The sequence below is a fragment of the Pseudomonas sp. GW821-FHT07G06 genome, assembly GCF_058986625.1.
Window position 1 is genome coordinate 402,692 of sequence record NZ_JBYSVW010000004.1, and the last position, 19,216, is coordinate 421,907.

Annotated in this window: 18 protein-coding genes and 1 pseudogene; 10 read left to right on the forward strand and 9 right to left on the reverse strand. The window is 60.9% G+C overall.

Going from position 1 to position 19,216, the window contains the following annotated elements:
- Positions 1 to 31 precede the first annotated feature (31 nt).
- The 3 genes from AC3WJW_RS10880 to AC3WJW_RS10890 all read right to left on the reverse strand — a co-directional run bounded on the left by AC3WJW_RS10880 (position 32) and on the right by AC3WJW_RS10890 (position 2,210).
- Entirely contained in the window at positions 32 to 763 is a 732-nt protein-coding gene (locus AC3WJW_RS10880; protein ID WP_493725981.1) for a GntR family transcriptional regulator, read from the reverse strand.
- A gap of 284 nt (positions 764 to 1,047) precedes the next feature.
- Positions 1,048 to 1,551 carry a L,D-transpeptidase family protein gene (locus AC3WJW_RS10885; RefSeq protein ID WP_007973946.1) on the reverse strand — a complete coding sequence of 168 codons (504 nt, stop codon included), beginning with the start codon at positions 1,549 to 1,551 and terminating at the stop codon, positions 1,048 to 1,050.
- Positions 1,552 to 1,658: 107 nt separating this feature from the next.
- Positions 1,659 to 2,210, reverse strand: a complete 552-nt coding sequence (locus tag AC3WJW_RS10890; protein ID WP_102699100.1) for an NUDIX hydrolase — start codon at positions 2,208 to 2,210, stop codon at positions 1,659 to 1,661.
- A gap of 147 nt (positions 2,211 to 2,357) precedes the next feature.
- Between AC3WJW_RS10890 and AC3WJW_RS10895 the strand changes: the two genes are divergently transcribed.
- From AC3WJW_RS10895 to guaA, 8 genes are all read left to right on the forward strand, one after another.
- Complete coding sequence (locus AC3WJW_RS10895) at positions 2,358 to 2,957, forward strand: CoA pyrophosphatase (RefSeq protein ID WP_429385650.1); 600 nt, start codon at positions 2,358 to 2,360, stop codon at positions 2,955 to 2,957.
- Between the two features lie 45 nt (positions 2,958 to 3,002).
- Positions 3,003 to 3,527, forward strand: a complete 525-nt coding sequence (locus AC3WJW_RS10900; RefSeq protein WP_493725982.1) for a gamma carbonic anhydrase family protein — start codon at positions 3,003 to 3,005, stop codon at positions 3,525 to 3,527.
- On the forward strand, positions 3,524 to 3,739 hold the full coding sequence (locus tag AC3WJW_RS10905) for a DUF1289 domain-containing protein (protein ID WP_493725983.1): 216 nt from the start codon (positions 3,524 to 3,526) through the stop codon (positions 3,737 to 3,739). The genes AC3WJW_RS10900 and AC3WJW_RS10905 overlap by 4 nt, the downstream gene beginning before the upstream one ends.
- Positions 3,740 to 3,867: 128 nt before the next feature.
- Positions 3,868 to 4,335, forward strand: coding sequence for a VUT family protein (locus tag AC3WJW_RS10910; protein WP_104450762.1), 468 nt, complete (start codon positions 3,868 to 3,870; stop codon positions 4,333 to 4,335).
- 77 nt (positions 4,336 to 4,412) lie between these two features.
- Positions 4,413 to 5,594, forward strand: a complete 1,182-nt coding sequence (purT, locus tag AC3WJW_RS10915) for a formate-dependent phosphoribosylglycinamide formyltransferase (RefSeq protein ID WP_007982831.1) — start codon at positions 4,413 to 4,415, stop codon at positions 5,592 to 5,594.
- Positions 5,595 to 5,779: 185 nt separating this feature from the next.
- Positions 5,780 to 6,328, forward strand: coding sequence for a hypothetical protein (locus AC3WJW_RS10920; RefSeq protein ID WP_007973932.1), 549 nt, complete (start codon positions 5,780 to 5,782; stop codon positions 6,326 to 6,328).
- A 227-nt stretch (positions 6,329 to 6,555) separates the two neighbouring features.
- Positions 6,556 to 8,025, forward strand: coding sequence for an IMP dehydrogenase (guaB, locus tag AC3WJW_RS10925; protein WP_095964851.1), 1,470 nt, complete (start codon positions 6,556 to 6,558; stop codon positions 8,023 to 8,025).
- Between the two features lie 98 nt (positions 8,026 to 8,123).
- On the forward strand, positions 8,124 to 9,701 hold the full coding sequence (gene guaA, locus AC3WJW_RS10930; RefSeq protein WP_007973927.1) for a glutamine-hydrolyzing GMP synthase: 1,578 nt from the start codon (positions 8,124 to 8,126) through the stop codon (positions 9,699 to 9,701).
- A gap of 83 nt (positions 9,702 to 9,784) precedes the next feature.
- Here guaA and AC3WJW_RS10935 read toward each other — a convergent pair whose 3' ends face one another.
- Positions 9,785 to 13,810 carry a membrane-targeted effector domain-containing toxin gene (locus tag AC3WJW_RS10935; RefSeq protein WP_493725984.1) on the reverse strand — a complete coding sequence of 1,342 codons (4,026 nt, stop codon included), beginning with the start codon at positions 13,808 to 13,810 and terminating at the stop codon, positions 9,785 to 9,787.
- A gap of 219 nt (positions 13,811 to 14,029) precedes the next feature.
- Between AC3WJW_RS10935 and AC3WJW_RS10940 the strand changes: the two genes are divergently transcribed.
- Both AC3WJW_RS10940 and tadA read left to right on the forward strand, forming a co-directional pair.
- Positions 14,030 to 15,406 (forward strand): multicopper oxidase family protein, encoded by a 1,377-nt coding sequence (locus tag AC3WJW_RS10940; protein ID WP_104450759.1) that lies wholly within the window; start codon positions 14,030 to 14,032, stop codon positions 15,404 to 15,406.
- Complete coding sequence (gene tadA, locus AC3WJW_RS10945) at positions 15,406 to 15,903, forward strand: tRNA adenosine(34) deaminase TadA (RefSeq protein ID WP_493725985.1); 498 nt, start codon at positions 15,406 to 15,408, stop codon at positions 15,901 to 15,903. The genes AC3WJW_RS10940 and tadA overlap by 1 nt, the downstream gene beginning before the upstream one ends.
- Positions 15,904 to 16,063: 160 nt before the next feature.
- On the opposite strand, the pseudogene AC3WJW_RS10950 reads toward tadA, so the two are convergent.
- The 5 genes and pseudogenes from AC3WJW_RS10950 to AC3WJW_RS10970 form a co-directional block, all read right to left on the reverse strand.
- Positions 16,064 to 16,205 (reverse strand): annotated as a pseudogene (locus AC3WJW_RS10950) (DUF1698 domain-containing protein); the annotation flags it as partial.
- 95 nt (positions 16,206 to 16,300) lie between these two features.
- Entirely contained in the window at positions 16,301 to 17,257 is a 957-nt protein-coding gene (gene cmoB, locus AC3WJW_RS10955; RefSeq protein WP_493725986.1) for a tRNA 5-methoxyuridine(34)/uridine 5-oxyacetic acid(34) synthase CmoB, read from the reverse strand.
- Positions 17,254 to 17,997 carry a carboxy-S-adenosyl-L-methionine synthase CmoA gene (gene cmoA, locus AC3WJW_RS10960; RefSeq protein ID WP_015093665.1) on the reverse strand — a complete coding sequence of 248 codons (744 nt, stop codon included), beginning with the start codon at positions 17,995 to 17,997 and terminating at the stop codon, positions 17,254 to 17,256. The genes cmoB and cmoA overlap by 4 nt, the downstream gene beginning before the upstream one ends.
- A 132-nt stretch (positions 17,998 to 18,129) precedes the next feature.
- Complete coding sequence (locus AC3WJW_RS10965; protein ID WP_493725987.1) at positions 18,130 to 18,765, reverse strand: lysoplasmalogenase; 636 nt, start codon at positions 18,763 to 18,765, stop codon at positions 18,130 to 18,132.
- Between the two features lie 2 nt (positions 18,766 to 18,767).
- A complete protein-coding gene (locus AC3WJW_RS10970) occupies positions 18,768 to 19,160 on the reverse strand; it encodes a protease inhibitor I42 family protein (protein WP_458547429.1) in 393 nt (130 codons plus the stop codon).
- Positions 19,161 to 19,216: the final 56 nt, after the last annotated feature.

Here is a 19,216-nt window from a genome sequence, read left to right on the forward strand (position 1 = left end):
GGATCTCGGTTTTTCGCGACCGGCTGTTTTGTCAGCGACGCAGTTCGGCCACAAAGTCGTAGTAGTCGTTGCGGCAATAGGTGTCGGTGACTTCGATGGGCGTGTTGTCTTCCAGGTAGCCGACCCGGGTCATCAGCAGCATCGCGGTGCCGGGGGCGATGCCGACCAGCGCGGCGAACTCGTCCGAGGCGTTGATCGCCTGGATGTGCTGCAAGGCGCGCACCACCGGTTTGCCGATGCCGTCGAGGAATTCGTAGAGGGAATCACCCACCGATTGCGGCTTGGGAATGATCGAGGCGGGCAGGGTGCTCATCTCGATGGCCATCACGGTGTCGTCGGCCTTGCGCAGGCGTTTGAGCCGCGCGACCTTGTCGTTGGGCGACAGGCCGAGGCGGATCAGCTCTTCGTGGGTCGGCAGGGTGATTTCCCGCTCCAGCCATTGCGAACCTGGCACGAAACCCTTGAGGCGGAGCATTTCACTGAAGCCGGACAGACGCGACAACGGTTGTTCGAGGCGCGGCGTGATGAAGGTGCCGGAGCCCTGGTTACGGCGGATCAGGCCTTGTCCGAACAACACTTCCAGCGCCTTGCGGGCGGTGACGCGGGAGATGCCCAGGGTCTCGCTCAGATGGCGTTCCGACGGCATGGCCTGTTCGGCTTTCCACTGGCCGGCATGGATCGCCGCTTCCAGATTGCGTGCCAGTTGCAGGTACAACGGCGTGGGTTGGGTGTCGTCGGGGCGCAGGGCCTGTAGGTCGTTCATGTAGGCATTGTCCGATGCGGATATAGGATTGTTGTCGCCCGGTTGTGAGGCGAAACTAATACCACTTGCATACCATGTCAACGCGGGTGTTTTACAAGAATTGGCTGATTGTGGCCGGCTGGAGGTGGGGTGGTTTGAAGTGGTATTAGCGGTAGGCTTTAAAACGACAAAGATCGCAGCCTGCGGCAGCTCCTACAGGTGAGATTGGTATCAACCCTGTAGGAGCTGCCGCAGGCTGCGATCTTTTGATTTTATTTTTTGATGCCGACCAATGGTCGAGGGAATTACGGACGAATTTCGATCATCGTGCCGTCCGGCACCAGGTTCCAGACTTCACGCATGTCCATGTTGCGCATGGCGATGCAGCCGTCGGTCCAGTCCAGGGTGTGGAACAGGTCTTCCGGTGTGTCTTCGGTGTCCGGGGTGCCGTGGATCATGATCATGCCGCCGGGCTCGACGCCTTCACGACGGGCGCGGGCCGAGTCGCTGATGTTCGGGTAGGAAATGTGCATCGCCAGGTTGAACTTATCACTGACCTTGCGCCAGTCGACCCAGTAGAGGCCTTCCGGGGTGCGTTTGTCGCCTTCCATCAGTTTCGGCCCCTTGGGACGCTTGCCCAGGGAAATGCGATAGGTCTTGAGCGGCTTGCCGTCATTGATCAATTGCAATTGATGGGACGACTTGAGAACCAGGATTTTCTCGATGACCTTGCCGTCCAGGGGTTCCAGGGCAGAAGCCTGGGACACCGCGACGAACGACAAACAGAACAGGGCAAGCAACCAGCGCATTGAAACGATTCCCCAGGAGGTGTCGCGACTATTTATTTATAGATGTTTTTGTAGGAGCTGCCGAAGGCTGCGATCTTTTAGCGCCTGCAAAGATGCCGAATCTGAATTCAGGTAATGGCAGGCTGCACCAACGGCGGGATCGATTCAGACCGTACGGGATAGACCTCGGTCCGCCGGTCAGCGAAGAAGCATTCTAAGGTACGGCCCACCGTGCGGAAAGCCAGCTCATCCCAAGGAATGTCCGCTTCGTCGAATAGTTGCACTTCCAGGCTCTCGGGGCCGGCAGAAAAATCCAGGTCCGCAAGCTCGGCACGGAAGAACACATGCACCTGGCTGATGTGCGGCACATCGATCAGGGTATAGATGCTCAGGTTGCGCACCCGGGCGCAGGCTTCCTCGGCGGTTTCGCGAATGGCGGCCTGCTCGATGGTCTCGCCGTTCTCCATGAAACCGGCGGGCAGGGTCCAGTAGCCGCGGCGCGGCTCGATGGCCCGCCGGCACAGCAACACCTTGCTGCCCCAGGTCGCCACGCAGCCGGCGACGATATTGGGGTTCTGGTAGTGAATGGCCTGACAGCTGTCGCAGACAAAACGCAGGCGCGAATCGCCTTCGGGAATGCGCTGGGTCACCGGGTTACCGCACTGGCTGCAAAATTTCATGCTGGGGTTCCTGAATGCTGCGCCTATCTTGGCGTGCGGCAGTGCCGGTCGGCAAGTTGTCGTTTCGCGACATGGGGCGGTTGCGGGGGTTGGGCGACCGCAGCGATTGGTGCATGATGCCGGGTAAGGCACAAATCGAGAACACTCATGCTGGACGAGCTACTGCATCGGGTTAGTAACCACACTCCACGCACACTGGAGACCGATCGTCGTTTTCCCGAGGCCGCAGTGCTGGTGCCCATCACCCGCAGTGACGAGCCTGAGCTGGTGTTGACCCTGCGTGCCAGCGGCCTGTCGACCCATGGCGGCGAAGTCGCCTTCCCCGGTGGTCGCCGCGACCCCGAAGACCCCGACCTGATTTTCACCGCCCTGCGTGAAGCCGAGGAAGAGATCGGCCTGCCGCCGGGGCTGGTCGAGGTGATCGGCCCGCTCAGCCCGCTGATCAGCCTGCATGGCATCATGGTCACGCCCTATGTCGGGGTGATCCCGGATTTTGTCGAATACCGGGCCAACGATGCCGAGATCGCCGCAGTGTTCAGCGTGCCCCTGGAGTTCTTCCGCAAGGACCCCCGCGAACATACCCATCGTATCGACTATCAGGGCCGCAGCTGGTACGTGCCGAGCTATCGCTTTGGCGAATACAAGATCTGGGGGCTGACGGCGATCATGATCGTCGAGTTGATCAACCTGCTGTATGACGCCAAAATCAGCCTGCATCAACCTCCCAAAAGCTTTATCAATACCTGAAGCCATCGTTCGAATGGCACTGCCCGAGCCCTGAGGAAAACAACAATGAAATACCGCCTGGGCGACGCCCGTGTCGAAACCCATCCACAGAGCTGGGTCGCCCCCAATGCCGTGCTGGTGGGCAAGGTCAAGCTGGAAGAGGGCGCCAACGTCTGGTTCAACGCCGTGCTGCGCGGCGACAACGAGTTGATCCTGATCGGCAGGAACAGCAACGTCCAGGACGGCACCGTGATGCACACCGACATGGGCTATCCGCTGACCATCGGCACCGGCGTGACCATCGGCCACAACGCCATGCTCCACGGCTGCACCGTCGGCGACAACAGCCTGATCGGCATCAACGCGGTGATTCTCAATGGCGCGAAGATCGGCAAGAACTGCATCATCGGCGCCAATTCGCTGATCGGCGAAGGCAAGGAGATTCCGGACGGGTCGCTGGTCATGGGATCACCCGGCAAAGTGGTGCGCGAATTGACCGAGCCGCAAATCAGGATGCTGGAGGCCAGCGCAGCCCACTATGTGCACAACTCGCAGCGTTATGCCCGCGATCTGGCTGAGCAGGAAGAATGAGCACCCCCGAACGCCCGGTGGCATCGCCCTGCGTGAGCATTTGTGCGCTGGATGACGATGATATCTGCACCGGTTGCCAGCGTACGGTTGAGGAAATCACCCGCTGGAGCCGCATGACCAACGACGAACGGCGCACGGTGCTGGGGTTGTGTCATGAGCGGGCCAAGGCCAGTGGGTTGGTGTGGATGATCGGGGCAAAACCGCAGTTGTAGGAGCGAGCCTGCTCGCGATGGACGCAAGAACACCGCGGGGAACCAGATTCCCCCGCGTTATCGTTAACGACCATCGCGAGCAGGCTCGCTCCTACGGTACCCTGTGCGCCAAATTGACAGGTACTCCCATGCTCTTCCTGATCACCTACATCAGTAGCGTCGTGCTGATCAACTTCGCCTTCTCCACTGCCCCCCACCTGGACATCATCTGGTCGGCCTGGGGCGGGCTGGTGTTTATCCTGCGCGACATGGTGCAAACCCGTTTCGGGCATGGCGCCCTCGTGGCGATGCTGGTGGCGCTGGTGTTGTCCTACGCCACCTCCGATCCGTCCATCGCCCTGGCCAGCGCCACGGCGTTCGCGGTTTCCGAGTGCATCGACTGGTTGGTGTTCAGCATCACCAAGCGCCCGCTGCATGATCGCCTGTGGATAAGTTCGGCCCTGAGCATTCCCCTCGATACCTTTATCTTTTTCGGCATGATCGACGCCCTGACCCCGGGAGTGATCCTCACCGCCCTGGGTTCGAAATTCGCCGGGGTCACCGCCGTGTGGCTGATCATGGCCTGGCGCCTGCGCAAACAGGCTGTCGTCAGCTGAAGTTCATGTAAAATGCCGCGCTTTCTCCCCATGGGAAGCGTGCTTCCCTCGATGATCCGCTTCTTGAGGACCTTCAGATGACCCGTATCGGAACTCCATTGTCGCCCACCGCGACCCGCGTATTGATGTGTGGCTGTGGCGAGTTGGGCAAGGAAGTGGTGATCGAGCTGCAACGCCTGGGCGTTGAAGTGATTGCCGTGGATCGCTACGCCAACGCGCCAGCCATGCAGGTGGCGCACCGCAGCCACGTGATCAACATGCTGGATGGCGCTGCCCTGCGTGCCGTGATCGAGGCCGAGAAGCCGCATTTCATCGTCCCGGAAATCGAAGCCATCGCCACCGCGACCCTGGTGGAGCTGGAGGCTGAAGGCTTCACCGTGATCCCGACCGCCCGCGCCGCGCAACTGACCATGAACCGCGAAGGCATCCGTCGCCTGGCCGCTGAAGAGTTGGACCTGCCGACCTCGCCGTACCACTTCGCCGACACCTTCGAGGACTACAGCAAGGCCGTCGAAGACCTCGGTTTCCCGTGCGTGGTCAAGCCGGTCATGAGTTCCTCGGGCAAGGGCCAGAGCCTGCTGCGCAGCGTCGATGATGTGCAGAAAGCCTGGGACTACGCCCAGGAAGGTGGCCGTGCCGGTAAAGGTCGGGTGATCATCGAAGGCTTCATCGATTTCGACTACGAAATCACCCTGCTGACCGTGCGTCACGTCGGCGGCACCACCTTCTGCGCGCCGGTCGGTCACCGTCAGGAGAAGGGCGACTATCAGGAATCCTGGCAGCCGCAGGCCATGAGTCCGATTGCCCTGGCTGAATCCGAACGCGTCGCCAAAGCCGTGACCGAAGCCCTGGGTGGCCGTGGTCTGTTCGGCGTCGAATTGTTCATCAAGGGTGATCAGGTGTGGTTCAGCGAAGTCTCGCCGCGCCCGCACGACACCGGCCTGGTGACCCTGATTTCTCAGGACCTGTCGCAGTTCGCCCTGCATGCACGGGCCATTCTCGGCCTGCCGATCCCGTTGATCCGTCAGTTCGGGCCATCGGCTTCGGCGGTGATTCTGGTGGAAGGGCAGTCGACCCAGACCGCATTCGCCAACCTGGGCGCCGCCTTGAGCGAGCCGGATACCGCGCTGCGCCTGTTCGGCAAGCCTGAAGTCAACGGCCAGCGCCGCATGGGCGTGGCCCTGGCGCGCGACGAGTCGATCGAAGCCGCCCGCGCCAAGGCGACCCGTGCTTCGCAGGCGGTTGTCGTGGAGTTGTAAAAACAGCTATGGCGGGCCTATACCTTCTATAGGCATCGCACCATTGCTTTACCTGTAGGAGCGAGCCTGCTCGCGATGGACTCAAGAATACCGCGGGGAACCAGACTCCCCGCGTTATCGTTAACGACCATCGCGAGCAGGCTCGCTCCTACAGGTCATTTATCAATGCTCCAGGCCTGTACCCCATGAATTCCCAAAGCATCATCGTCCCGAAAATCTCCACCCTGCCGGTGCACGAGCCCCGGGCCCGGGCCGTTGTGCGCTGGCTGGTGCGCAAGAACATCATCCAGGAAGAGCTGACCACCTGCGGCCGCACCGGCAATCGCATGGCCCATGCCATCGCCGACGGTGCCCGCGCAGTGGTCCTGCACCCCGAAGCCCTGCCGTTCGGCGAGCCGGTCAATGGCCTGGAGATCATTACCAAGCGCTGCATCTATACGCCAGCCAAGGGTTTCCTTGAAGAAGCCGGCTGCGCCGAGTGTCGCAAGGAAGTCGGTGAAGCGCTGTTCGAAAGCCTGGAAGACTGGATGCCGGGGCGCACCGATAACTTCACCTGCCCGGAATGCGGGCATGAAGACGACATCAACGGCTTTCTGTTCCTGCAGGAATGCGGCTTCTCCAACCTCGGATTCATCTTCAACAACTGGGCCGAAGCCGGGTTCAAACAGAGCTTTCTCGACGAATTCGCCGATTGGCTCGATCAGCCAGTCAGTTGGGTCAAAGTCGAACTCTGACTGTAGGAGCTGCCGAAGGCTGCGATCTTTTGATCTTGTTTCTGAAAGTCAAAGTCAAAAGATCGCAGCCTTCGGCAGCTCCTACAGGAACGTGGTGAATACCGTAGATTCGGGCATTAATCCCCGTATGTCAGTAATGCCAATAATAGTCAGAGTTTTACATTGAACCCGAGGGGGTGTCTGACTATAATGGCGCGCTTCCATTTTCCCGCTCGGGAGCCCCCGCGATGCTGCGTATCAGCCAAGAAGCTCTGACATTCGACGACATTCTCCTAGTGCCCGGTTATTCCGAGGTGCTTCCTAACGAAGTCAGTCTCAAGACCCGCCTTACCCGTGGCATCGAGCTGAATATTCCACTGGTCTCCGCTGCCATGGACACCGTCACTGAAGCCCGTCTGGCAATTGCCATGGCTCAGGAAGGTGGTATCGGCATCATCCACAAGAACATGACCATCGAGCAGCAAGCTGCCGAAGTGCGCAAGGTCAAGCGTTACGAAGCCGGTGTGGTCAAGGACCCGATCACCATCGTCGCCGACGCTACTGTGCGTGAACTGTTCGAACTGACCCGCATGCACAACATCTCCGGCGTTCCGGTGCTGCACAATGGCGACCTGGTCGGCATTGTCACCTCCCGTGACGTGCGTTTCGAGAACCGTCTGGAAGCCACTGTCCGTGAAGTGATGACGCCTAAAGAGCGTCTGGTCACGGTCAAGGAAGGCGCCGACAAGAACGATGTGCGTGAACTGCTGCACAAGCACCGCATCGAACGCGTGCTGATCGTCGACGAAAAATTCGCCCTCAAGGGCATGATGACCGTCAACGACATCGAAAAAGCCAAGGCTTACCCGCTGGCCAGCAAGGACGATCAAGGTCGTCTGCGCGTGGGTGCTGCAGTCGGTACCGGTAAAGACACCGGTGACCGCGTTGCCGCCCTGGTCGCCGCCGGCGTTGACGTGGTGGTGGTCGACACCGCTCACGGTCACTCCAAAGGCGTGATCGACCGCGTTCGCTGGGTCAAGCAGAACTTCCCTGAAGTGCAGGTCATCGGCGGCAACATCGCCACCGGCGCTGCCGCCAAGGCGCTGGCCGAAGCCGGCGCTGACGCGGTCAAGGTCGGTATCGGCCCTGGCTCGATCTGCACCACCCGTATCGTCGCCGGTGTCGGCGTACCGCAAATCAGTGCCATCGCCAACGTCGCCGCTGCCCTCGAAGGCACTGGTGTGCCGTTGATCGCCGACGGCGGCATCCGTTTCTCCGGTGACCTGTCCAAGGCCATCGTGGCCGGTGCGTCCTGCGTGATGATGGGCTCGATGTTCGCCGGTACCGAAGAAGCGCCGGGCGAGATCGAACTGTTCCAGGGCCGTTCCTACAAGGCTTATCGCGGCATGGGTTCGCTGGGCGCCATGTCCCAGGCCCAGGGTTCCTCCGACCGTTACTTCCAGGACTCCTCGGCAGGCGCCGAGAAGCTGGTTCCGGAAGGCATCGAAGGGCGTGTTCCGTACAAGGGCACCCTGAGCGCGATCATCCACCAGTTGATGGGCGGCCTGCGCTCCTCGATGGGCTACACCGGTAGCGCCAACATCGAAGAGATGCGCACCAAGCCCGAGTTCGTGCGGATCACCGGCGCCGGCATGGCCGAGTCCCACGTTCACGACGTGCAGATCACCAAGGAAGCGCCAAACTACCGCGTAGGTTGAGCCTTCCAGCAAAAAATTAACGACCGGGGCTGTTTTATTCAGCCCCGAGTTGTTTCTGAATCACGACTGTTTCCGAATTTTTTAGACGAGACTGAATCATGGCCCTCGACATTCACGCTCACCGCATCCTGATCCTCGACTTCGGTTCCCAGTACACCCAGCTGATCGCCCGCCGCGTGCGTGAAATCGGTGTGTATTGCGAACTGCACCCGTTCGACATGGACGAAGATGCGATCCGCGAATTCGCTCCTAAAGGCGTCATCCTCGCCGGTGGCCCGGAGTCGGTTCACGAAGCCAACAGCCCTCGCTGCCCGCAAGCCGTTTTCGACCTGGGCGTACCTGTCTTCGGTATCTGCTACGGCATGCAGACCATGGCCGAGCAACTGGGCGGCAAGGTTGAAGGTTCCGAGCTGCGTGAGTTCGGTTACGCCCGCGTAGACGTGGTCGGCAAGAGCCGTCTGCTCGACGGCATTGAAGACCACATCGACGCCGACGGCCTGTTCGGCCTCGACGTATGGATGAGCCACGGTGACAAGGTCACCCGGATGCCGGAAGACTTCCACATCCTGGCCAGCACTCCGAGCTGCCCGATCGCCGGCATGTTCAGCGACGAGCGTCGCTACTACGGCGTGCAGTTCCACCCGGAAGTGACCCACACCAAGCAGGGCGGTCGCATCCTGTCGCGCTTCATCCTCGACATCTGCGAGTGTGAAGCGCTGTGGACCCCGTCGAAGATCGCTGAAGACGCCATCGCCCAGGTTCGCGCCCAGGTCGGCACCGACAACGTTCTGCTCGGCCTGTCCGGCGGTGTTGACTCGTCCGTGGTTGCCGCACTGCTGCACAAGGCCATCGGCGACCAGCTGACCTGCGTGTTCGTCGACAACGGCCTGCTGCGCCTGCACGAAGGCGAGCAAGTGATGGCCATGTTCGCCGAGAACATGGGCGTCAAGGTGATCCGCGCCAACGCCGAAGACCAGTTCCTCAACAACTTGGCCGGCGAAGCCGATCCGGAGAAGAAGCGCAAGATCATCGGCCGTACCTTCATCGACGTGTTCGATGCCGAATCCTGCAAGCTGGACAACATCAAGTACCTGGCCCAGGGCACCATCTACCCGGACGTGATCGAGTCGGCTGGCGCGAAAAGCGGCAAGGCCCACGTGATCAAGTCGCACCACAACGTGGGCGGCCTGCCGGAAGAAATGAACCTGAAACTGGTCGAGCCACTGCGCGAGCTGTTCAAGGACGAAGTCCGTCGTCTTGGCCTGGAACTGGGCCTGCCGTACGACATGGTCTACCGTCACCCGTTCCCGGGCCCGGGCCTGGGCGTGCGTATCCTCGGTGAAGTGAAGAAGGAATACGCCGACCTGCTGCGTCGCGCCGACCACATCTTCATCGAAGAACTGCGCAAGGCCGACTGGTACCATAAGGTCAGCCAGGCCTTCGTGGTGTTCCAGCCAGTGAAATCGGTTGGCGTGGTCGGCGATGGCCGTCGTTACGCCTGGGTCGTGGCCCTGCGTGCCGTGGAAACCATCGACTTCATGACCGCACGTTGGGCACACCTGCCTTACGAACTGCTGGAAACCGTATCCGGCCGCATCATCAATGAAATCGAAGGCATCTCCCGCGTCACCTACGACGTGTCGAGCAAGCCGCCGGCGACCATTGAGTGGGAATGATCCCGCGCCAGCCTTGATGTTCTGAAGGCTGGAACACAAAAACCGTGTGAAATCCGATTTCACACGGTTTTTTTATGCGCCGGTTACAGCGGTTTCGACCAGCCGGCCAGCGTCATGCCCATTTGATCCAGCCCATTCAATAGCGCTTTCATGCTACTAAAGCGTTTGCCATTGATCGAAGGCCATTCGGGGCGTTCGATGTAGAAGCGGCCGTTATCGTCCTTGATGAGCGTGCGCACGATTGCATTGCTGCGGCTGCGGTGAACCAGGAAGGTCATGCGCGGTTGCAGTTTCAAGGTGTACATCCCGCGCTGGGGCAAGGCCGCTTCGATTTCCGCCATAGTCTGCGCGGTCCATGGCGTTGCCATTCGCAGGAGCAAATCACCTTTGACCAAAGCGCTGCGATCGAACGCGGTTCCGCCCAGCGGCAGGATTCTTCCCGGGTCGGCCTCGATGCCCACCGGAGCTCCTTCGGCGACATCTTCAACGCGAACGCCAATGGCTTCTTCCAGTTCGCTGACCCCCGCCACACCTTCGAAGGTGTTGGAGTGGGAGTTGCCCATCAACGCCACCCACTTGTGTGCGCCACGCAAGGCCTGGTCGCTGCGAATGATCGAGCGGGCGTAGTAGTTCATCATTTTCTGCCGTGCCGTTGGCTCAACGGCAGGCTCCAGGGCCCCGACCTTCTCCATGCCATTGAGCCGGTAGCTCGCCATGCAATCGATGGCCTGCACACGAATCTTGAAACGACGGGCCTGTTTGACCAGTTGCAGAAACGTGTCGCGCCCCAGCGGATCGGTCATGTTGCCGACATCGAGTGCGTTAAGGTAGCTCTCCAAGTCTTTCGCCATCGTCCCTGTTTCGAAATACGTATCCAGCGCCGCCTGATGGAAATCTGTCAGCAGGTGTTCCATGTACAGGGTCTTCACGTTCTTGTTGGCCAGCAGTTCCATGTTCTCGATCAGCCACTGTTTGCTGGCGATTGAGCCGTGGCTTTCGCCGATCACCAGGCCTCGGGCATGTTCGAGGGTTTTTGCGATGATCTCTTCGGCACTGGCCTCGGGAGCAAGCGCCGGGATCGGCGGACGTGCGGGCAGTTGAAGCTCGGCGTAAAAGCGCACGGCATCACGATGCAGGCGTTTTCTGATGGTCTTGAAATCACGGTAGGGATCGTGCTCGTCGAGGCTGTCGTAGAAGTCGCGCAACGACTGGTCGTCCTGGCCGTTCGCACCGCTTTTAAGTTCGGCCTTCAACTGCTCGGGCATGTCGTACTCCGAGGCGGGCAGGCGCAGCACAGGTGTCTTGCCACCACCGTTGAGCCCAACCCGTGGCAGGGTTTGCCATTCACCCTCGGCGTTGAGACGCACAGGGATCGAGTTGGAGAACGCGTGGGGGTTTTCCGGGTCGATGACTGCCCAGTGCCCGCCGCCGTTGAGGTCGGCTTCCCAACGAACGTAATAGGGCGTGTGATCGAGCATGATGGCGGTTGAAGGGTTCGAGTTGAGTCGATAAATGCCTTGGAATTTTCCGGGCTCATCAACCATCGTTTCACCTTCAAGCAGCTCATTGGCTTGCCAGTTGGAGGGAATGGCCGGTTGCGGGATGTCGGGCAGCGCCTGTGCCACGTCTTGAAGTACCGGCCAGCCCATTGGCCGCATGCCTTTTGCGATCAGTGCCTGTTTCAGTTCCTCGTAACTATCCACCGTCATGGACTCGTAGGTCGGTGCGAGCGGGGTATCCAGATTGATCCTTCCTCCGGGTGTCGAGCGGATGACACTGTCGGCCATTTGCCCATCGGCGTTGCGATACACCACCAGCACGCTGCTGCGGTAGCGCTGGAAGGTGAACATTCCCGGTTCCGGCAACAGCGCCCGCAGGTCCTGTGGCGTTCTGTAGGCCCATGGGGTTTCCATCTGCACGCGCCAATCGCCCTTGATCAGCGACGGGATGCTGCCGGGATCGGCCTGGCCTTCGACTTCAACCGCTGGGGAATGCGGATAGTCGGCGTACTCCATGGCCAGCCCGGGGTCCGTCGTGATGGGCTGCGCGGCGCCAGGTTTTACATCATCGATGCGGATGCTCAGGGCATCGGTCTGTTCGCCGATACCGCGATAGCCCCTGAAGGTCGACAGGTTTTCCCGATCCACCAACGCCACCCAGTTGGCGGAACCATTGATCGCTTGGTTGTGGCGGATGACCTGGCTGGCGAAAAAACTCCTGGCCATTTGCCGGTCCGGTTCCGGATCGAAGGTGTTTCTGTTGATGTCATAGGTACTCGACATATCGATGGCCTGTACCCTGATTCGCTGGGCGTTGGCCGTTCTCACCAGCTGCCTGAGGTTGAATCTGCCTTCGGGATCGTTACCTGCCTTGAGGTCGAGTTTCTTCAGGTAGGTGTCCAGTTCTGCGGGCATCTCACCGGTACGGGCGAGGGTGTCCAGATCAAGCTGATTGACGTTTGTCAGCAGCTCCTGCAGGTAAAGCGTCTTCACTCCGCGCCGGGCCAGCGCGGGCATGTTGTCGATCAGCCATTGTTTGCTGCCGATACTGCCGCGGCTTTCTCCGATGATCAGCCCCGGTTTTTCCGCAAATGCGCTGTCGAGCAACTCGGCTGGCGTTGTGATCTGCGCCGCTGCAGTCACCGGCAGGCGGGGCGCCGGAGGATTGAGTTCATACCAGGCGTTGGCATCGCGAATCAGGTCGTTACGAGCGGTGTCGATCTGTGTTGGCTCAACCGTGGGTTTGGTCGAATCAATCAGGTCGGACATTTCCTTGGCTTCGGCGGCTTCGATTTCAGGGCCGACTTCCTCCAGCGAGCCCGGGCCCTTGAGGACGAGCAGGTTGAACAGCAAATCAATGCCGCTGAGCACCGCACCGAGGATACCGGCCTTGCGCTCTTGCGCGGTTTTGCCATTCACCGCCTGATCGATGTTCAGACCGATGCTGGCGATGCTGGCGCCGATCACGGGCAGGGCGACCGGCCAACCGACCACCGCCATCGGGCCGAAGACTTTCACACCGGCGCTGAGGTAGCCGAGCCAGAGTTTTTTGCGCAGATCGCCATTGGAGGTCAGCGAGAGCGCGGCTTCGGCGAACATCGCGTCTTTGGTCGAGTCGCGTAACCAGGTGAAGGCATCACCGCTGACGACCTGATCCTCCTGGTTGATCAGGTGATGGTCGTACTGGCCCCAGGTGCTCACAAGCCGATTCATGAGGTCGGTGATGTTCTCGTCGAGTGCCTGCCGGTCAGCCTGGGAGAAGTGCGTCATGAACTGCTGGCGCACTTCTTTCTTGTTCATCTGCTGCAACACCCAGAAGTGCATGTCCGTCGCGGTTTCCAACACCTTGAATGCATTGATCTCACCGGGCAGGTAAACGATCTGCCGGCCCTTGGGCGCGACAACGCGTAGCGCATTGATGGCGACGTAGCCCGCGACATCGAGGCTGCGAACGCTGCCGGTGCAAGGGTGTTGTGCTTGCAGCATCTCGAGGTTGACGGGCCAGGTGATCGGGCCAATGACGGCCTGGGTGATGAACTGGAAATCCTCGTCACTCAACTGGCTTTTGTCCCGCGCCTGCACGGCTTTGATGAGGAAGTTGCACTTGGCCAGGGTGCGAAAATCGTCGCCGCAGTCTTTCCAGAAAGTGGTCAGACGCTCCTCGTACAGCGAGCTGAAATTGATACTCCAGAAGTCCTTCAGCACTTCGTTGCCATGCAGGCGCACTTCGTTGCTTTCGTTGAACGTACCGGCGTTGGGACCGGCGGTGTAGAAGCCGCCATACACGTCGAGCAGGTCGGCGTTGTCCTGGTCGCCGACACGGAAGCGCTGGATCACCAGTTGCGTCAGGGTCATGGTCGACGTTGGCGTTGCGTGCACATGCTCCCAGCCAGTGAAGGCTTTCGAGCTGCTTTGGGAAGCGTCGAAACGGTGGAAATAGACCTTGTCCGGATCGAGGCCGGTGACGTGGTACTTCTTCAGCAAATTGCTGGCGACTTCGTGGGCTGTGTCCTGCAGGCTCGGGCAGGTCTGGATCACGATAGTGGCGATCGCCTTGAGGGCGGCCTTGTCGGCGGCGTTGGGCAGCGGGCGGGTTTGTGTCGGGTTCATTGCACTCTCTTTCCTTGAGAATTCGAATGCCGAGGATGCTGCCCTCGTTCGATGAAAATGCACTGCATAGTTATGTCTCTTTGTCCGCGGAATGGGTGTAGAGACAAGGCCATCTGCGTCCGTCCGCCGCGCTGCCCTTACTGTTTCGCAATCGCAGGTGTATCGTATTCGCCTTTTGCGGGTCCCCGGGGCCTGTCCGATTCGCGAGGTGGTTGGTTAATGTCCTTTTCCCGTCGACAAATACTCGGTGGTCTGGCCGGTCTTGTGGTGGTTGGCGTGGGAGCCGGTGGTGCGTCGCGCTACTGGCTGGGCAAGATGGCCGATGCGGATGCCGGTCACGACTATGAGCTGATAGCGGCGCCGTTGGACGTGGAGTTGGTGGCCGGGCACAAGACCCAGGCCTGGGCCTTCGGCCCGTCAGCGCCGGGCACCGAGTTGCGGGTGCGTCAGGGTGAATGGCTGCGGGTGCGCTTCATCAACCACTTGCCGGTCGCCACCACCATTCACTGGCACGGCATCCGCCTGCCGCTGGAAATGGACGGCGTGCCGTACGTCTCGCAATTGCCGGTGTTGCCGGGCGAGTACTTCGACTATAAGTTCCGCGTGCCGGATGCCGGCAGCTACTGGTATCACCCGCATGTGAACAGCAGCGAAGAGCTTGGCCGTGGTCTGGTTGGCCCGCTGATCATCGAAGAGCGCGAGCCCACCGGTTTCAAGTACGAAAAAACCCTGAGCCTGAAGAGCTGGCATGTCGACGAGGTCGGCAATTTCGTCGAGTTCAGCATTCCCCGGGAAGCGGCCCGTGGCGGCACGGCGGGGCGCCTGGCGACCATCAACGGTGTGCCGCAGGCGGTGATCGACCTGCCGGCCGGGCAGATCACCCGGGTGCGCATTCTCAATCTCGACAACACCCTGACCTATCGCCTGAACATTCCCGGCGTCGAAGCGCAGATCTACGCGCTGGACGGCAACCCCATCGAACCGCGCCCGCTGGGCAAGGAATACTGGCTCGGCCCCGGCATGCGTATTTGCCTGGCGATCAAGGCGCCGCCGGCCGGTGAAGAATTGTCCTTGCGCAATGGCCCGGTGCGCCTGGGTACCTTGCGTTCAGTGGCCAATACCGACGCACCGAGCGAATGGCCGCCGGCGCTGCCGGCCAACCCGATTGCCGAGCCGGACCTGGCCAATGCCGTGAAACTCAACTTCAATTTCGAATGGGTCGGCTCGGTGTCGGTCAACGTCGACAACGGCAAACCGCCGAGCCTGTGGCAGATCAACGGCAAGGCCTGGGATATCACCGACAAGACCTGCGCCGACCGCCCGATCGCCAAGCTGGAAAAGGGCAAGAGCTACATTTTCGAATTGAAGAACATGACCCAGTATCAGCACCCGATTCACCTGCACGGAATGAGCTTCAAGGTCATCGCCTCGAACCGGCACAAGGTGATTCCGTACTTCACCGACACCTATCTGCTGGGCAAGAACGAGCGCGCGCAAGTGGCGCTGGTGGCGGATAACCCCGGGGTCTGGATGTTCCACTGCCATGTGATCGATCACATGGAAACCGGCCTGATGGCCGCCATCGAGGTGGCGTGATGCGTCAGATTCGTCCCACCGCCATCATCGACCGCAGCCGTGATCGCGAATTCATGCGTGAAGCCCTGGCCCTGGCCGCCCAAGGCGCGGCTCTGGGCGAAGTGCCGGTGGGCGCGGTGCTGGTGCAGGACGGTGAGATCATCGGGCGTGGCTTCAATTGCCCGATCAGCACCAGCGATCCCAGCGCCCACGCCGAGATGGTCGCGATTCGCGCCGCTGCCGAGGCTGTCAGCAACTATCGCCTGCCCGGCAGCACGCTGTATGTGACGCTGGAGCCGTGCAGCATGTGCGCCGGGCTGATCGTGCACTCGCGGATCACGCGGGTGGTGTATGGCGCGCTGGAGCCGAAGGCGGGGATTGTGCAGAGCCAGGGGCAGTTCTTTACCCAGGGCTTTTTGAATCACCGGGTGTTGCATGAGGGGGGGGTGTTGGCGGAGGAATGCGGGGCTGTGTTGAGCGAGTTCTTCAAGGCTCGGCGCGCCAAACCTTCAGACTAAACACAGACCCCCTGTAGGAGCGAGCCTGCTCGCGATGGTCGTGAACGATTACGCGGGCAATCTGGTTCCCCGCGGTGTTCTTGAGTCCATCGCGAGCAGGCTCGCTCCTACAGGGGATCATGTAGGAGCTGCCGAAGGCTGCGATCTTTTGATCCTGCTTTTATTTACGGGCCACAATCACTGCCCGCATCGGCGCCGGCAGCCCTTCAATCGTCTTGCTGTGATCCTCGGGATCGAGGAAGTCGCTCAGCGACTGATACTTCATCCACTCCGTCCCGCTGTTCCTCGACGGTAGTGGTGCTTGAAGTCAAAAGATCGCAGCCTTCGGCAGCTCCTACAGGGGATCGCGATACGAATGTAGGAGCTGCCGAAGGCTGCGATCTTTTGATCTTGCTTTTTACTTGCGCGCGACGATCACCGCCCGCATTGGCGCCGGCAGCCCTTCAATCGTCTTGCTGTGATCCTCGGGATCCAGGAAGTCACTCAGCGACTGATACTTCATCCACTCCGTCCCACGCTGTTCCTCGACGGTAGTGGTGCTCACATCCACGCACTTTACATCGCTGAACCCGGCACGTCGCAGCCACAACTCCAGCGCCGGCACCGACGGCAGGAACCATACGTTGCGCATCTGCGCGTAGCGGTCTTCCGGCACCAGCACCTGGTGCTTGTCGCCTTCGACCACCAGCGTTTCCAGCACCAGCTCACCGCCCTTGACCAGGCAATCCTTCAGCGCCAGCAAATGCTCGATGGGCGAGCGGCGGTGGTAGAACACGCCCATGGAAAACACCGTGTCGAAGCCTTCGAGGTTCGGCGGCAGGTCTTCGAACGGGAAGGGCAGGTGCCAGGCGTTCGGTTCGGACAGGTAGCGCTGCACCGCCTGGAACTGGCAGAAGAACAGCCAGTTCGGGTCGACACCGATCACACTGTCGGCACCGGCACCGAGCATGCGCCACATGTAGTAGCCGTTGCCGCAGCCGACATCGAGGATGCGCTTGCCCGCAAGGTCCAGATGCGGGGCGACCCGCGACCACTTCCAGTCCGAGCGCCATTCGGTGTCGACGTGCACACCGAACAGGTCGAACGGTCCCTTGCGCCACGGCGACAGGCCCATCAACGCGGAACGCATTTGCGCGCGGGTATCATCGTCGCAATCGGTGTCCAGCTTCAGGCCGTTGAGCAAATCGACTTCGCTCGGCTGGATCTTTGGCAGGGCGTCCAGCGCGCTTTGCCAGCGCTCCAGGTCGCCATGGCCCTTTTCCATTTTCTTGTCGAGTTGCGCCTGCAGGGTGTTGGCCCATTCGGCCAGCGGCGTGCCGGCCAGACGGCGGGCGAGGGGAGACAGATCAATCATGGCAGGGCAATCAACGAGGCAAAGTTAAGACACTGGAACCACGGCACGACTTTCGAGAACCCGGCGGCCAGCAGGCGTTCGCGGTGTTCTTCGAGGCTGTCGGGCTTCATGACGTTTTCGATGGCGCTGCGCTTCTGGGCGATTTCCAGCTCGCTGTAGCCGTTGGCGCGTTTGAAGGCGATGTGCAGGTCGGTGAGCAACGCGTGTTCCTGCTCGTCTTCGAAACGTAGTTTCTCTGAGAGGATCAGGGCACCGCCGGGCAACAGCGACTGACGGATACGTGTCAACAGCGCGGTGCGTTGGTCCGGGGCGATGAATTGCAGGGTGAAGTTCAACGCCACCACCGAGGCCGGCTGGAACTCCAGCGCCAGGATGTCGCCCTCGATCACCTCGACCGGCAGCAACTCCTGGAACATCGAGTCCTGGCCATTGAGGTATTCGCGGCAGCGCTCGACCATGGCGGCGGAGTTATCCACAGCGATGACGCGGCAACCGTCGGTGCGCACATGCCGGCGCAGGGCCTGGGTCACGGCACCCAGGGACGAGCCCAGGTCGTAGAGCACGCTGCCCGGTTGGGCGAACTGCGCGGCGAGCACGCCGAGGTTTTCGACGATGGTCGGATAGCCCGGCACCGAGCGCTTGATCATGTCCGGGAACACCCGCACCACGTCCTCGTTAAAGGCGAAGTCAGGCACCTGGGCCAAAGGCTGGGCGAAAAGGCGATCGGGTTCTTTGCTCACGGCGGTTCCAGCGGTATCGGTGAAAAGGCCGGCATTTTAGCCAAGTTGGCGCGGGGATGCGCGGGTTGTCTGATAAACCGCCAAATCAAAAGATCGCAGCCTGCGGCAGCTCCTACACAGGCTGCGATCTGTTTAACGCGCTTTCTGACCAAACGCGGAAGCGGCAATGCCCCACTGCCCCAGCCAGTAGCTGAGGATGATCACGTAGGGCGCCGCATCGAAGGGCACCACAAAACGGCTGATGCCAATCACACTGTCCGAAAACACAAACGCCACCGCACCACCGGCAGCCAGCAAGGCTGAACGCTTGGGCACATCACTGCCAAGCCGGGCCAGTGCGCGCCAGAGCATGGCGCTGATCGCCAGGCCGTAGACGATCACCGGAACCAGCAGTGGCCCCAGTCCATGAGAAATCAGAATCCCCAACAGCACCGCACCCACGCCAAGGGCGATGATCAGGGGTAAAAGAGCCAGGCGCCGGCAATCGCTCAAGTAGGCTTTCAGATACGCCAGGTGGGCGACCAGAAAGGCGCCGAGGCCGAACACGAACAGGTCCCCCGGCAAAGCCAGCAACACGTCGCCGACCAAGGAGAAAATCAAGCCGAGGCTGATCCAGCGCCGATACTCGCCGGGTGGTGCGTCGTGCAGCCAGCCGAGCAAGGCCAGCACCGGCAGCGGCTTGACCAGCAGGCACAGCATGGAGGCATGCACGCTCAGGCCATAAAGAAAGGTCACCGCGCCCATCAGCGCCAGAATCAGCCAGCCCACGGTCAGTTAACCGAAATCGCGCAGTCGAACGAGTCCACCGGCAGCACTTCCGGCGCCCACGGCTGTTGCGAGGTCAGGCGCAGACGTCCCGTGCCGGTTGCAAAAGCCTGGAAGCGCCAGGTCGAAACCCCGGCCGAACCGACGATGCCGGCATCTTCCGGATTTCGATACACCTCTGGCCCCAAGGCGTGCAGTACGCCGCCGGCGGAATCCTGGATCGCCCAGCGATAACCCGTGGTCGGGTTGCTCGGCAGGGTCAGGATCAGGTTTTGCCCGTTGCTGAGTTTCACCGGGCATTCGCTCTGTTTTTCCACGGTCACGTTGTGTGCAGGTTGCGTGGCGCACGCGGCCAGCAAGGCGAGGGCGAGGGGGACAAGCAGGCGAGTGGGGGACATGAGATCAGTGGCTCCGGCGTTGGCGACGAACGGCGAGCATAACTGAAGATGAGACA

Coding starts and splice junctions, on each gene's coding strand:
- AC3WJW_RS10880 (WP_493725981.1), bottom strand. CDS start 763: ATGAACGACCTACAGGCCCTGCGCCCCGACGACACCCAACCCACGCCG.
- AC3WJW_RS10885 (WP_007973946.1), bottom strand. CDS start 1,551: ATGCGCTGGTTGCTTGCCCTGTTCTGTTTGTCGTTCGTCGCGGTGTCC.
- AC3WJW_RS10890 (WP_102699100.1), bottom strand. CDS start 2,210: ATGAAATTTTGCAGCCAGTGCGGTAACCCGGTGACCCAGCGCATTCCC.
- AC3WJW_RS10895 (WP_429385650.1), top strand. CDS start 2,358: ATGCTGGACGAGCTACTGCATCGGGTTAGTAACCACACTCCACGCACA.
- AC3WJW_RS10900 (WP_493725982.1), top strand. CDS start 3,003: ATGAAATACCGCCTGGGCGACGCCCGTGTCGAAACCCATCCACAGAGC.
- AC3WJW_RS10905 (WP_493725983.1), top strand. CDS start 3,524: ATGAGCACCCCCGAACGCCCGGTGGCATCGCCCTGCGTGAGCATTTGT.
- AC3WJW_RS10910 (WP_104450762.1), top strand. CDS start 3,868: ATGCTCTTCCTGATCACCTACATCAGTAGCGTCGTGCTGATCAACTTC.
- purT (WP_007982831.1), top strand. CDS start 4,413: ATGACCCGTATCGGAACTCCATTGTCGCCCACCGCGACCCGCGTATTG.
- AC3WJW_RS10920 (WP_007973932.1), top strand. CDS start 5,780: ATGAATTCCCAAAGCATCATCGTCCCGAAAATCTCCACCCTGCCGGTG.
- guaB (WP_095964851.1), top strand. CDS start 6,556: ATGCTGCGTATCAGCCAAGAAGCTCTGACATTCGACGACATTCTCCTA.
- guaA (WP_007973927.1), top strand. CDS start 8,124: ATGGCCCTCGACATTCACGCTCACCGCATCCTGATCCTCGACTTCGGT.
- AC3WJW_RS10935 (WP_493725984.1), bottom strand. CDS start 13,810: ATGAACCCGACACAAACCCGCCCGCTGCCCAACGCCGCCGACAAGGCC.
- AC3WJW_RS10940 (WP_104450759.1), top strand. CDS start 14,030: ATGTCCTTTTCCCGTCGACAAATACTCGGTGGTCTGGCCGGTCTTGTG.
- tadA (WP_493725985.1), top strand. CDS start 15,406: ATGCGTCAGATTCGTCCCACCGCCATCATCGACCGCAGCCGTGATCGC.
- cmoB (WP_493725986.1), bottom strand. CDS start 17,257: ATGATTGATCTGTCTCCCCTCGCCCGCCGTCTGGCCGGCACGCCGCTG.
- AC3WJW_RS10970 (WP_458547429.1), bottom strand. CDS start 19,160: ATGTCCCCCACTCGCCTGCTTGTCCCCCTCGCCCTCGCCTTGCTGGCC.